Genomic DNA, 12,317 nt, shown 5'->3' with positions numbered 1-12,317 from the left:
CCGTCAGGCGCCGCGCTGCTCGAAGTCCTTCATGTACTCGACGAGCGCTTGCACGCCCTCGAGCGGCACCGCGTTGTAGATCGACGCCCGCATGCCGCCGACGGACTTGTGGCCCTTCAGCTGCAGCAGCCCGCGCGCCTTTGCGCCGGCAAGGAAGTCTTCATTGCGCGTTTCGTCGGCCAGGAAAAACGGCACGTTCATGCGCGAACGCACCGCCGGCTCGACCTTGTTCAGATAGAAGCTGCTCGCATCGATCGTGTCGTAGAGCAGCTTCGCTTTCTCGATATTGCGCGCCTCGATCGCGGCGAGGCCGCCCTGCCGCTTCAGCCACTGGAACACGAGGCCGGCGATGTAGATCGCATATGTGGGCGGCGTGTTGTACAGCGAGTTGTTCTCGGCGACGGTTTTCCATTCGAATGCGGACGGACAGATCGACAGCGCGCGATCGAGCAGATCCTCGCGGACGATCACGACCGTCACGCCTGCCATCCCGATGTTTTTCTGCGCGCCGCCGAACAGCACGCCGTACTTTGCGACGTCCATCGGGCGCGACAGGATATGCGACGACACGTCCGCGACGAGCGGCACGTCGCCGAGATCGGGAATCTCGAACGTCTCGACGCCGTCGATCGTCTCGTTCGTGCACAGGTGCACGTAGGCCGGATCGTCCGACAGTTGCCATTCGTCGCGGGCCGGCGCGCGCGTGAAGCCGTCGGCCGTCTTGCCGGACGCGGCCAGATGCGGCGTACCGTACCGCTTCGCTTCGTTGAACGACTTCTGCGACCACGAACCCGTCACGACGAAGTCGGCGGTCTTGCGCGTGCCGAGCAAGTTCATCGGCACGATCGCGTTCTCGGCGATGCCCCCGCCCTGCAGGAACAGAATCCGGTGGCTGGCCGGCACGTCGAGCAGCTCGCGCAGGTCGGCCAGCGCCGCCTCGTGGATCGACATGAATTCCTTGCCGCGATGGCTCATCTCCATCACGCTCATGCCGCTGCCGTGCCAGTCGAGCATTTCGTCTGCGGCCTGCCGCAGCACTTCCTCGGGGAGCGCCGCCGGGCCGGCGGAGAAGTTAAAGACGCGCATCGTGAAAAACCTCGGGAGGGACGCGACCGGCTTGCCGCCGGCAGAAAGAACCGCGCCAGAAAAGGAATGGCCGCTTGCGCTCGCGCGCAAACGGCCATTATCGCACTGTCATCAGGCTCCCGCCAAACCCGGCCGAACGGCCGGGCGGCGTGCCCGGACGGCTTACTTGCCCGGCTTGACTGCCGCGACTTCCTTGTCAGCCTGCGCGCGGGTTGCCTGAATCGCTTGCGGCATGTACTTCTGCATCAGGCCGTTGACCACGTCGCGGCCGACTTGATCCTGGACCTGGATGAACTTGCGGCCCGTCGGGCTCTTGTAGAACGTCGTCAGATCCTTGATCTCCGACGTGCTGTAGTACTTCGCGTACGCGTCGTACTGAGCCGACATCGCGTCGTTCTGGAACTGCTGCGTGCCGAACACCTTGCCCGCACCGTCGACCAGCTTCGGCACAGCGTTCTTCTGCAGCGTCGGCACGGCAGCCTGCTTCTGCTTGTCGTTCAGCGTCTTGTTTTCCGACAGCGCGTCCGACAGGATTGCCGGCACGAGCTGCTTTGCCTGCATCTCGGCGCTGTTGCCGATAGCCGACACGAGCTTCGGCGCGTCGATCGCGTCGAGCAGATCCTTGATCGCCGCCTTCTTGTCGGCGTCGATCGGCGCAGCTGCTGCGGTTGCGGCCGGTGCGGAATTCGACAGCGCTTGCGCCATCGCGAACGTCGGCACCAGTGCAGCCAGCAGAACCAGTTGCTTGAATTGCTTTTGCATCATCACTCCCTCTTGGAAATATGAATGGTTGCTCGCCGACCGCGGCGCTTTACGCGCGCGGCGGCTCGAGTCTCATCCGTTCTCAGGCTTCGCCGTCCGACGCCTCGTCGGCGTCGCCGTCGCCCTCTTCGGCTTCCGCGATCTGCTGCAGGCCGGAGAGCTTGGTACCCTCATCGAGACTAATGAGTGTAACACCTTGCGTCGCGCGGCCCATCTCGCGAATCTCGGACACGCGCGTACGAATCAGCACGCCCGCTGTCGTGATCAGCATGATCTGATCCTCGGCGTCGACGAGCGTCGCGGCCACCACCTTGCCGTTGCGCTCGGACGTCTGAATCGCAATCATGCCCTTCGTGCCGCGGCCGTGGCGCGTGTACTCGGTGATCGGCGTGCGCTTGCCGTAGCCGTTCTCGGTCGCGGTGAGCACGGTTTGCTCCTCGCTGCCCGCGACCAGCAGCGCGATGACCTGCTGACCGTCCTCCAGCTGCATGCCGCGCACGCCGCGCGCTTCCCGGCCCATTGGGCGCACGTCGTTCTCGTCGAAGCGCACGGCCTTGCCGGCGTCGGAGAACAGCATCACGTCGTGCGCGCCATCGGTGATCGACGCGCCGATCAGGTAGTCGCCGTCGTCGAGGCCGACCGCGATGATGCCCTTCTTCATCGGACGGCTGAATGCCTCGAGCGGCGTCTTCTTCACGGTGCCGAGCGACGTCGCCATGAACACGAACTTGTCGGCCGAGAACTCCTTCACCGGCAGCACGACGTTGATCTTCTCGCCGTCCTGCAGCGGGAACATGTTGACGATCGGACGGCCACGCGAGTTGCGCGAGCCCTGCGGCACTTCATACACCTTGACCCAGTACACGCGGCCGCGGTTCGAGAAGCACAGAATGTAATCGTGCGTGTTCGCGATGAACAGCGTCTCGATCCAGTCGTCTTCCTTCATCTGCGTCGCCTGCTTGCCGCGGCCGCCGCGCTTCTGCGCGCGATACTCGGACAGCGGCTGCGACTTCACGTAGCCCGCATGCGACATCGTGACGACCATGTCCTGTGGCGTGATCAAGTCTTCGGTATTCAGCTCGGTCGCGTTCAGCTCGATCTTCGAGCGGCGCGCATCGCCGAACTCGGCCTTCACCGTCGTCAGCTCTTCGCCGATCATCGTCGTGATCCGCTCCGGGCGGGCGAGGATGTCGAGCAGGTCGGCAATCTGCGCCATCACCTCGCGGTACTCGCCGATGATCTTGTCCTGCTCGAGGCCGGTCAGGCGCTGCAGACGCATCTGCAGGATTTCCTGGGCCTGCGTGTCGGACAGCTTGTACAGCCCGTCACCCTGCATCCCGAATGCCGGATTCAAGCCTTCCGGACGGTAAGCGGAGCGGCCGCCCGCGGCGGCATTGTCGGTTTCCGCCCGCGTCAGCATCTCGCGCACGAGCGACGAATCCCACGGCTTCGCCATCAGTTCCTGCTTCGCGATCGGCGGCGTCGGCGCGGCCTTGATGATCGCGATGAACTCGTCGATGTTCGCGAGCGCGACCGCGAGACCTTCGAGCACGTGGCCGCGTTCGCGTGCCTTGCGCAGTTCGTAGATCGTGCGGCGCGTCAGCACTTCGCGCCGGTGCGACAGGAAGCACTGCAGGATTTCCTTCAGGTTCAGCAGCTTCGGCTGGCCGTCGACGAGCGCAACCATGTTCATGCCGAACGTGTCCTGCAACTGCGTCGCCTTGTACAGGTTGTTCAGCACGACCTCGGGCACTTCGCCGCGCTTCAGCTCGATCACGACGCGCATGCCGCTCTTGTCGGACTCGTCGCGAATGTCGGAGATGCCTTCGAGCTTCTTCTCGTTCACGAGTTCGGCGATGCGCTCGAGCAGCGAGCGTTTGTTCACCTGGTACGGCAGCTCGTCGACGATGATCGCCATCCGCTGGCCGCGATCGATCTCCTCGAAGTGCGTGGCCGCGCGCATGACGACGCGGCCGCGCCCCGTGCGGTAGCCGTCGCGCACGCCGGCGACGCCATAGATGATCCCGGCCGTCGGGAAGTCGGGCGCCGGGATGATTTCGATCAGCTCGTCGATCGTCGCTTCCGGATTGCTCAGCAGGTGCTGGCATGCGTCGACGACTTCATTCAGGTTATGCGGCGGGATGTTGGTCGCCATGCCGACCGCGATGCCCGACGAACCGTTGATCAGCAGGTTCGGGATGCGCGACGGCAGGACCGACGGCTGCGTTTCGTTGCCGTCGTAGTTCGGCTCGAAGTCGACCGTTTCCTTGTCGATGTCGGCGAGCAGTTCGTGACCGATTTTCGCCATGCGAATTTCGGTGTAACGCATCGCCGCGGCATTGTCGCCGTCGATCGAGCCGAAGTTGCCCTGCCCGTCGATCAGCATGTAGCGCAGGGAGAAGTCCTGCGCCATCCGCACGATCGTGTCGTACACCGCGGTATCGCCGTGCGGGTGATACTTACCGATCACGTCACCGACGATACGCGCCGATTTCTTGTACGCGCGGTTCCAGTCGTTGTTCAGTTCGTGCATCGCGAACAGTACGCGCCGGTGCACGGGCTTCAGGCCATCGCGGACATCCGGAAGGGCACGTCCGACGATCACGCTCATCGCGTAATCGAGATACGAACGGCGCATTTCCTCCTCGAGGGAGGTGGGCAGGGTCTCTTTGGCGAATTGATCCATGTATCCGTATCGTTTCGGAGCGAAGACGGCGAACGCCTTTCGCGTGGGCGCTGCATGCGCAACGCAACGCGAGATTCTAACATGCGCCCATCCGCAGCCAATTCGCCGCCACCTCTATATGTAAACAGCAAAAACCGTGGCCGCCGCGATGGCGTCCGAACGATCGCGGTCGCACCCCGTTAAATGGCGCCGGCATCCGCGCCAACCGTTTTTGCGCGCGCAAGCAAACATTCAAGGCGCCCTCCGCAATTTCGCGGACACACTCTTGACAATTTCTTAAAGTTGCGGCAGGCCGGTGTTGCGCATGCACCACAAAGTTGAAGCGATCTTGGGGTGGGGAGGATTTTTTTTCGTAGGAAGGGAACGATATGGCAAAATGCCAACGCACTGAAAGTTAGACGCTGCTCGAAGTCTACACAGAGCGGTGCCGCGTTTTTTGTGCCGCACCAATGTTATACTTCGAGCAATGTATGACTTGTCACCGTCAACAGGCTCGCAGTAAACCTGCGGTAATCTCAATTTCGAGAGGAGAAATATGAATAAACTTTCAAAGCTCGCGTTCATTGCAGCTACCGCAGTTATGGCTGCATCCGCTTCGGCACAGTCGGTGCCGGCGTCGCGTCAAGCCGTCAATGACAACTGGGTGAACGGCACGGGCGAATGGGTTTGGATGAACGGCACGAACGAGCTCTGCTGGCGCGATGCGTTCTGGACGCCGGCCACCGCCAACGCGAAGTGCGATGGCGCACTGGTCGCCCAAGCACCGCAGCCGCCGGTCGCTCCGGTCGCTCCGGCCATCACCAGCCAGAAGATCACGTATCAGGCTGACGCGCTGTTCGACTTCGACAAGGCAACCCTCAAGCCGCTGGGCAAGCAGAAGCTCGACGAACTGGCTTCGAAGATCCAGGGCATGAACACGGAAGTGGTCGTCGCAACGGGCTACACGGACCGCATCGGTTCGGACAAGTACAACGACCGTCTGTCGCTGCGCCGTGCGCAAGCAGTCAAGTCGTACCTGGTCAGCAAGGGTGTCCCGGCCAACAAGATCTACACGGAAGGCAAGGGCAAGCGCAACCCGGTCACGACCGGCTGCAACCAGAAGAACCGCAAGCAACTGATCGCCTGCCTCGCACCGGATCGCCGCGTGGAAGTGGAAGTGGTCGGTACGCAAGAAGTGCAGAAGACGACCGTTCCGGCGCAGTAAGCCGCGGTTTTCGACTGCTTCAAAGCCCCGCTCCGGCGGGGCTTTTTCTTTGACGCCCGTCCGGGCGCTCGCTGGCCTCGTCGTCCGCCCGCTTATATACTCGGGGCTGACGTACCGATGCACCGCCCTCCTTCCGTAGCCCGTTTGCCGACATGACCAACGCCGACCCGCACGAACTCCAGAAATTCAGCGACCTCGCCCATCGGTGGTGGGATCCGAATGCCGAATTCAAACCGCTGCACGACCTGAATCCGGTCCGGCTCGGCTGGATCGACTCGCATGCGCATCTCGCCGGCAAGCGCGCACTCGACGTCGGCTGCGGCGGCGGCATCCTGTCCGAATCGATGGCCGGCCTCGGCGCGCAGGTAAAAGGCATCGACCTGTCGACCGAGGCGCTCGGCGTGGCCGATCTGCACAGCCTTGAAAGCGGCATCACCGTCGACTACGAGGCGATCGCGGCAGAAGCGATCGCCGAACGCGAGCCTGGCGCATACGATGTCGTCACGTGCATGGAGATGCTCGAGCACGTGCCGTCGCCGGCCGGCGTCGTGGCCGCGTGCGCGACGCTCGTGAAACCGGGCGGCTGGGTGTTCTTCTCGACGCTGAACCGCAACCTGAAGTCCTACCTGTTCGCCGTGATCGGCGCCGAGTACATCGCGCAGATGCTGCCGAAAGGCACGCACGACTACGCGCGCTTCATCCGTCCGTCGGAACTGGCGAGCTTCGTGCGCGGGACCGATCTGCACATCGTCGAGATCAAGGGCATCACGTATCACCCGATCGGCAAGCGCTTCGCGCTGTCGAACGACACCGACATCAACTATCTCGTCGCGTGCCGCCGCGGCGCGTGACCTTCCGACCGGCATGACGACTCCCCTTTCGACCGCGCGGGCCGCATTCGACGAGCCGCGCCTGGTGAACTGCGATGCGGTGCTGTTCGACCTCGACGGTACGCTCGCCGACACGGCGCCCGATCTTGCCGCCGCCGTCAACAAGATGCAGCGCGTGCGCGGCCTGCCCGAAACGCCGCTCGACGTGCTCCGGCCGCGCGCGTCGGCCGGCGCGCGCGGCCTGCTCGGCGGCGCGTTCGGCATCGATCCGCAATCGCCCGGCTACGATGCGATGCGCGACGAGTTCCTGATCAACTACGCGACCGACATCTGCGTGCACACGACGTTGTTCCCGGGCATCGACGACGTGCTCGGCGAACTCGAGGCGCGCGGCGTGCGCTGGGGCATCGTCACGAACAAGGCGATGCGCCTCACCGCGCCGCTTGTCGAACTGCTCGGCCTGTCGGCGCGCGCTGCCTGTATCGTCGGGGGCGACACAACGCCGCACTCGAAGCCGCATCCGGCACCGCTGCTGCATGCGGCCGCGCAGATGACGCTCGCGCCCCAACGGATCGTCTATGTCGGCGACGATCTGCGCGACATCCAGGCCGGCAGCGCCGCCGGGATGGCGACCGTCGCCGCCGCGTACGGCTACTGCGGGGACGGCGCCGCGCCGGGCGACTGGCAGGCACAGCATCTCGTCGGCTCGACGCAGGAACTGCGCGAACTGTTGCGCGATGTTGGGCTATAATGGTCGATCTTATCCGCGGGGGCGACCTGGTTTCGACAGGGGTTGTGAAGCGGCTAGGGCATGTCGAGGACCCGTCACCTCGTTAATCAATGGGAAAATCGTAACTGCAAACGACGATACGTTCGCACTGGCAGCCTAAGGGCCGCCGTCCTCTGCCTAGTTCACTGACGGGCTAGTGTCGCAAGACCGGTAGCAATACCGCCAGAGGTCATTTACGTCAGTTAAGCCCTGTCGGCGTCGCGACGCCAGGGTCGAAAACCTAGCGAATCGCCGTAGTGCAGCGTGTTCGTCCGCGTCGCTACGGTTAAATCAAATGACTGAACTAAACATGTAGAACTAGTCGTGGAGCGCTTCTGGACGCGGGTTCGATTCCCGCCGCCTCCACCAAATTCCGCGCTTGACGCACGAACCCCGCACGACGCGAGTCTGCGGGGTTTTTGTTGTCGGCGAACCGCACGTGCCCCCCGCCGCGAAAGCGCCCAGCCCCGGACGGGCCAGGCGGAATGCCGCCGGTATTCCAGCGGCAGGAGGTGACGGATGGTCGGCGTCGCCCGCGCTGCGATTCCGCGCACTGAACGACACCCGCCCCGGCAACCGCGGCCGTGGCACGACGCATCGTCGGCTCGGGCCCGCGGCACCACCGGATCATTGACGGCTTAGCTGCCGCGATACAGCGACTTCATTTCTTCTGCGCTGGCGGGACGCACGCCGATCGCACGGGAGCCCGACGCCGATGCGCCCTGCGCCTGCGCGCCGTAGCCGCTGGCGTCGGCGGCCTGCGCTTGTGCGAACGCGGCGCGCTGCTGCTCTGCGACGCGTGCGGTGGCTGCCTGGATCGCTTCCGGATAGTGCGGATCTTCGCCGCGGGCGGTGTTGTAGCCGGCCTGTTGCAACTGGACGAGTTCGGCGCGAACCTGCGCGCGAGTGAGTGCCGACGGCTGCGCGAACGACACGACCGGTGCGACGAGAGCGGCAGCAACGACAACGGCTTGAACGAGCGACTTCATGATGACCTACCTCCAGATTTGTCTGATTTCGCGGTGAACACCCGTTCATCGCTGACAAACCGAAGTTTATGTAGGTGAGTGCTTAAGAATAAGGCAGGTTTCTGGAAGACATTCTTCCTCAATCAAGGGTTAACCCTATACTCACGTTTGCCGCGTCCTCGCCACGCCGAACGCACCGCCTATAAAACACGAGCCCCGCGAAGCGGCAAGCTTCGGGGGGCTCGGCAATATCGCACGGGCGCGCCGGATTATCGGTCATGCCCTCGCCGGCGACTGTCGCGCGCGACGACGCGTGCTGTTACTGGGCGTCCATCGGGCACTTCAGGTTGCAGCCGTTAGGGTCGCCCATATCGCCCTTGCGCCGTAGCGCCGATTTCTTGCCGCTCTGGAATTTCTGCGACGGCGCCGACGCCGCGAACGGCATCTGCGGATGCTCGTTCAGGCGAAACTGGTCGCTCAGGATCCCGCCGGGCACGCCCGGCGAGTTCTGCGCCGACGCGAACGGCGACGCAGCGATCAGAAGCCCCGCAGTCAACGCGGCCGCGGAGAAGGGAACGGAAAGTTTCATGGCGGGATGACGCCTGAACGGCGTGCTTGTTGGAACGTTGATCAAGCGGCAAGCGTAGCGCAAATCCCCCGCTGCTGCAGTGCAGTTCGCACTTGCTCGCGTTACCGGGTGTTGACGTCCGGCGCCCCGGTCGCGCCGCTGCCGGCCAGCCCTGCCGCGATGCCGGTCAGCGTCCCGCACGCGGCCGGATCGTAGCCGTCGAGATGCGCGACGCGTTCGATGAAGCGTGCGTCGCGCAACAATTCCAGCACGCCGGCGAGCGGTCGGGAATCGATCCGCGCGCGTTCGCACGCAAAGTAATAATCCTCGTCGACGACCGGGATGAAATCGAGCCCGAAGTGGCGGGCGGCCGGCTCGACGCCAAAGCCCAGATCAGCCATCCCGCTCGCGACGAACGCTGCAATCGCGGAGTGCGTGAGCTCCGCGGACGCATAACCGTCGATTCGCTCCGGGTCGATGCCGATCGCGCGCAACGCCAGATCGAGCAGCATTCGCGTGCCGGAGCCCGGCTGCCGGTTGACGAAGCGGATGTCGTTCCGCGCGAGATCGGCGAGCCCGCGAACCTGCTTCGGGTTGCCGCGGGGCACGAACAGCCCCTGTTGGCGACGCGTCAGATGAATCAGCACGTGGCGCGCGTCGTCGAGCCACGGCCGGTAGATCTGCGCGCACTGCTCGCGGAACGCGCCGCGCGGCAGGTGGAAACCTGCCAGTTCGCATTCGCCGCGCACGAGCGCCTGCACGGCTTCGACACTCTCGCGATACTTGATGTCGACCGCAGCCTGTGCCTCGACGAGCGCGGAAACGAGCGTCGCGACCGCATAGCCGTGCGACGCGTGGATTCGCACGGCGCCGTCGCGCTGCGCAAGCCGCCGATTCAGGTCGCTCGACACCTCGGCCGCGAGCGCGCGCAGGTTCTCGTCGAGCCGGCTGCGCGCGAGACGCTGCGCGTCCACGATCGCCTGGCCCAATTCGGACAGTGTCGAACCCTTGCCGCGCGCGGTGTCGATCAACGCGCCGCCGACGCACGCCTCCAGCGCGCGCAGCATGCCCCACGCATGCCGATATGACAGTCCCTTCGCCTGCGCGGCTTGCGCGATGCTGCCCGTATCGGCCACGAGTTCCAGCAACGGCGCCACGTCCGACAGGCTGGCCGCGCGCCCTTCGGTGTCGCGTACGGTCAGATACGCGTCGCATTCGATTCGAATCAATTATGTGCTCCGATTTCCTATTGCGACTGCGAAATCTTCCGCTTATCGTTGACCAAAATCAATCAGAACGAAGCCTCGTTGCGCACTATATGAACTCATAGCGCATATGAGACTTTGGAGGAGCATAACCGATGTCCCCGAATTCCTCTGCGCCCGACGCGCTCGTCGAGCGCCATGCGCGCGCCGGCCGCTCGCTGCTCGCGGTCCTGCACGCGATCCAGGACGACGCGGGCTACGTGCCGGCGGGCTGCGTCGCGCCGCTCGCGAAGGCGTTGAACCTGTCGCGCGCGGAAGTGCACGGCGTGCTCACCTACTATCACCACTTCCGCACCGCGCCGCCCGCGCGCGTGACGATCCAGATGTGCCGCGCCGAGGCGTGCCGCAGCATGGGCTGCGAGACGCTCGCCGCCCATGCGGAAGCGCGCACCGGTTGCCGGTTCGACGCGTCGCACGGCAACGGTGCCGACACGCACGCGTCGGGCGACGTCGCGCTCGAGTCCGTCTACTGCCTCGGGCTGTGCGCGCAATCGCCGTCGATGACGATCAATGGCGTACTGCACGCGAAGGTCACGCCGGAAAAGTTCGACGCGCTCCTCGCGCGAGCCGCCGCCCACACGCCGGAGGCCGCATGACGACCCGCATCTACGTTCCGCGCGATTCGTCCGCGCTGGCGCTCGGCGCCGATGCCCTCGCCGCCGCGATCGTCGCGGAAGCCGAGCGACGCGGCGTCGCCGTCGAACTCGTGCGCAACGGCTCGCGCGGCCTGCTGTGGCTCGAACCGCTCGTCGAGGTCGGCACGGCCGCCGGCCGAGTCGGCTATGCGAACCTGTCGGCCGCCGACGTGCCCGCCCTCTTCGACGCGAATTGGCTGGACGGCGGTGCACATCCGAGCGGCGTCGGCCTCGTCGATGCGCTGCCGTATCTCGCGCGCCAGCAGCGCCTGACGTTCGCGCGGATCGGCCTGACCGACCCGCTGTCGATCGACGACTACCTGAAGCACGACGGCCTCGCGGGCCTGAAGAACGCACTCGCGCTCGGCGGCGACGCCGCGTGCGAGACGCTGATCGAATCGGGGCTGCGCGGGCGCGGGGGCGCGGCCTTCCCGGCCGGCATCAAATGGCGCACGGTCCGCCAGGCCAGCGCGACGCAGAAGTACATCGTCTGCAACGCCGACGAAGGCGACTCGGGCACGTTCTCCGATCGCCTGATCATGGAAAGCGACCCGTACTGCCTGATCGAAGGGATGATCATCGCCGGCATCGCAACGGGCGCGACGCTCGGCTACATCTACGTGCGCAGCGAATATCCGCATGCGATCGCGGCGCTCGAAACCGCCATCGAGCGCGCGCGCGACGCCGGCTGGCTCGGCGAGCACGTGCTCGGCTCCGCGCATGCGTTCGACCTGCAGGTCGCGAAAGGCGCCGGCTCGTACGTGTGCGGCGAGGAAACGGCACTGCTCGAATCGCTCGAAGGCAAACGCGGCGTCGTGCGCGCGAAGCCGCCGCTGCCCGCGCTGGCCGGCCTGTTCGGGCAGCCGACGGTCATCAACAACGTGATCACGCTCGCGACCGCGCCGATCATCTTCGCGCGCGGTGCCGCGTTCTATCGCGACTACGGGATGGGCCGCTCGCGCGGCACGCTGCCGTTCCAGCTCGCGGGCAACATTCGCCACGGCGGTCTCGTCGAACTCGCGTTCGGCCTCACGCTGCGCGAGCTGCTGTTCGACTTCGGCGGCGGCACGGCCAGCGGCCGGCCCGCACGCGCGGCCCAGGTTGGCGGCCCGCTCGGCACCTATCTGCCCGAGCACCAGTGGGACGTGCCGCTCGATTACGAGGCATACGCGGCCATCGGCGCGGTGGTCGGCCACGGCGGCATCGTGCTGCACGACGACACGTCGAACCTCGCCGAACTCGCCGAATACGCAATGAAGTTTTGCGCGATCGAATCGTGCGGCAAGTGCACGCCGTGCCGCATCGGCTCCACGCGCGGCGTCGAGACGATCACACGCATTCGCGAAGGCGATACGTCGGAGCGGCAGATCACGCTGCTGCGCGATCTGTGCGACACGATGCTCGCCGGTTCGCTGTGCGCGATGGGCGGGATGACGCCGTACCCGGTGCTGTCCGCGCTCGACCATTTCCCCGAAGATTTCGGGCTCGCCGCCGGCAAGCAAGCCGCGTCGGGTCCGGTCAAGGCTGCGGCCTGACCCAGAAGG

At 65.2% G+C, this 12,317-nt stretch carries 11 protein-coding genes and 1 other RNA gene; 6 read left to right on the top strand and 6 right to left on the bottom strand.

The window, feature by feature from the left end; all coding sequences use genetic code 11:
- Positions 1 to 3: 3 nt before the first annotated feature.
- From serC to gyrA, 3 genes are all read right to left on the bottom strand, one after another.
- Positions 4 to 1,086 (bottom strand): 3-phosphoserine/phosphohydroxythreonine transaminase, encoded by a 1,083-nt coding sequence (serC, locus tag WK25_RS04930; RefSeq protein WP_040143691.1) that lies wholly within the window; start codon positions 1,084 to 1,086, stop codon positions 4 to 6.
- A 162-nt stretch (positions 1,087 to 1,248) separates the two neighbouring features.
- A complete protein-coding gene (locus WK25_RS04925; protein WP_040144902.1) occupies positions 1,249 to 1,848 on the bottom strand; it encodes a DUF2059 domain-containing protein in 600 nt (199 codons plus the stop codon).
- Between the two features lie 82 nt (positions 1,849 to 1,930).
- Entirely contained in the window at positions 1,931 to 4,534 is a 2,604-nt protein-coding gene (gene gyrA / locus WK25_RS04920) for a DNA gyrase subunit A (protein ID WP_040143690.1), read from the bottom strand.
- A 535-nt stretch (positions 4,535 to 5,069) separates the two neighbouring features.
- Between gyrA and ompA the strand changes: the two genes are divergently transcribed.
- From ompA to ssrA, 4 genes are all read left to right on the top strand, one after another.
- Complete coding sequence (gene ompA, locus WK25_RS04915; RefSeq protein ID WP_006400736.1) at positions 5,070 to 5,738, top strand: outer membrane protein OmpA; 669 nt, start codon at positions 5,070 to 5,072, stop codon at positions 5,736 to 5,738.
- A 152-nt stretch (positions 5,739 to 5,890) separates the two neighbouring features.
- Positions 5,891 to 6,589, top strand: coding sequence for a bifunctional 2-polyprenyl-6-hydroxyphenol methylase/3-demethylubiquinol 3-O-methyltransferase UbiG (gene ubiG / locus WK25_RS04910; RefSeq protein WP_040143689.1), 699 nt, complete (start codon positions 5,891 to 5,893; stop codon positions 6,587 to 6,589).
- 13 nt (positions 6,590 to 6,602) lie between these two features.
- On the top strand, positions 6,603 to 7,319 hold the full coding sequence (gene gph / locus WK25_RS04905; RefSeq protein WP_069241108.1) for a phosphoglycolate phosphatase: 717 nt from the start codon (positions 6,603 to 6,605) through the stop codon (positions 7,317 to 7,319).
- Between the two features lie 17 nt (positions 7,320 to 7,336).
- Positions 7,337 to 7,706, top strand: a transfer-messenger RNA (tmRNA) gene (gene ssrA / locus WK25_RS04900).
- Positions 7,707 to 7,975: 269 nt separating this feature from the next.
- On the opposite strand, the gene WK25_RS04895 is transcribed toward ssrA, so the two are convergent.
- The 3 genes from WK25_RS04895 to WK25_RS04885 all read right to left on the bottom strand — a co-directional run bounded on the left by WK25_RS04895 (position 7,976) and on the right by WK25_RS04885 (position 10,102).
- On the bottom strand, positions 7,976 to 8,326 hold the full coding sequence (locus WK25_RS04895) for a DUF4148 domain-containing protein (RefSeq protein ID WP_040143687.1): 351 nt from the start codon (positions 8,324 to 8,326) through the stop codon (positions 7,976 to 7,978).
- A 298-nt stretch (positions 8,327 to 8,624) separates the two neighbouring features.
- The gene (locus tag WK25_RS04890; RefSeq protein WP_040143686.1) at positions 8,625 to 8,894 is read right to left on the bottom strand and encodes a hypothetical protein; all 270 of its coding nucleotides are present in this window, start codon (positions 8,892 to 8,894) and stop codon (positions 8,625 to 8,627) included.
- A gap of 101 nt (positions 8,895 to 8,995) precedes the next feature.
- Positions 8,996 to 10,102, bottom strand: a complete 1,107-nt coding sequence (locus WK25_RS04885; RefSeq protein WP_040143685.1) for a substrate-binding domain-containing protein — start codon at positions 10,100 to 10,102, stop codon at positions 8,996 to 8,998.
- Positions 10,103 to 10,233: 131 nt separating this feature from the next.
- Here WK25_RS04885 and WK25_RS04880 point away from each other — a divergent pair, with 131 nt between their 5' ends.
- Positions 10,234 to 10,734 (top strand): NAD(P)H-dependent oxidoreductase subunit E, encoded by a 501-nt coding sequence (locus WK25_RS04880; protein ID WP_069241107.1) that lies wholly within the window; start codon positions 10,234 to 10,236, stop codon positions 10,732 to 10,734.
- Complete coding sequence (locus WK25_RS04875; RefSeq protein WP_069241106.1) at positions 10,731 to 12,308, top strand: formate dehydrogenase beta subunit; 1,578 nt, start codon at positions 10,731 to 10,733, stop codon at positions 12,306 to 12,308. Before WK25_RS04880 ends, WK25_RS04875 begins: the two co-directional genes overlap by 4 nt.
- The last annotated feature ends 9 nt before the right edge of the window (positions 12,309 to 12,317 follow it).

It is taken from the genome of Burkholderia latens (genome assembly GCF_001718795.1).
Lineage (GTDB): Bacteria > Pseudomonadota > Gammaproteobacteria > Burkholderiales > Burkholderiaceae > Burkholderia > Burkholderia latens_A.
This window is presented reverse-complemented; position numbering and strand designations above follow the sequence as displayed.